The sequence below is a fragment of the Dellaglioa sp. CoH-56-MRSF-13 genome, from assembly GCF_056782095.1.
Genome location: NZ_JBXAYC010000057.1, coordinates 1 through 470 on the forward strand (window position 1 = coordinate 1; position 470 = coordinate 470).

2 protein-coding genes are annotated in these 470 nt (G+C 56.0%); both read left to right on the forward strand.

Features of this window, described 5'->3' with window-relative positions; translation table 11 throughout:
* Nucleotides 1-233 (forward strand): hypothetical protein (locus AC1RP1_RS07855; RefSeq protein ID WP_481762700.1); only part of this gene is annotated, 233 nt, incomplete at its 5' end.
* Nucleotides 233-442 carry a hypothetical protein gene (locus AC1RP1_RS07860; RefSeq protein ID WP_289859455.1) on the forward strand — a complete coding sequence of 70 codons (210 nt, stop codon included), beginning with the start codon at nt 233-235 and terminating at the stop codon, nt 440-442. The genes AC1RP1_RS07855 and AC1RP1_RS07860, both read left to right, overlap by 1 nt.
* The last annotated feature ends 28 nt before the right edge of the window (nt 443-470 follow it).

Here is a 470-nt window from a genome sequence, read left to right on the forward strand (position 1 = left end):
ACGGCACCAAGTTCCCGCTCGTTCATGACGAAAGCCGAGTGCTCGATGTGTGGGTCGCAGAGGCCTGTGCGTGGCTCCGTGATCGCGGTATCGTCCAATACTCGTGGTGCTTTGCCCACGGCCGTGCCAAGGATGGTGAACGTATCAGCCCCGTCTTTTACTTCCGAACTCGTTTCGAAGCACTGCAATTTACGTGGCGTTTTTCTGGTGAACTGATCAAGGAGAAAGAGTGATGTTGACCCTGCAACACATCGCAAACCAGCCTGTGGCCGATTTTGACTCTCGTGTCGTGGCCTTTGTTTTCGACCTAGCGCGCTGCGGTATCAACGCCAAGACTATTCACGCGCAGGCACATGCTGAATTCGAAGACACCATCAGCGCTGCCCTGATCGAGAACAGCATCCGAGAGGCGGTGCGCCGTATGGCCCGGCAACACCTGTGAAGCCCGTTGACAGGTATGACGTGATCCT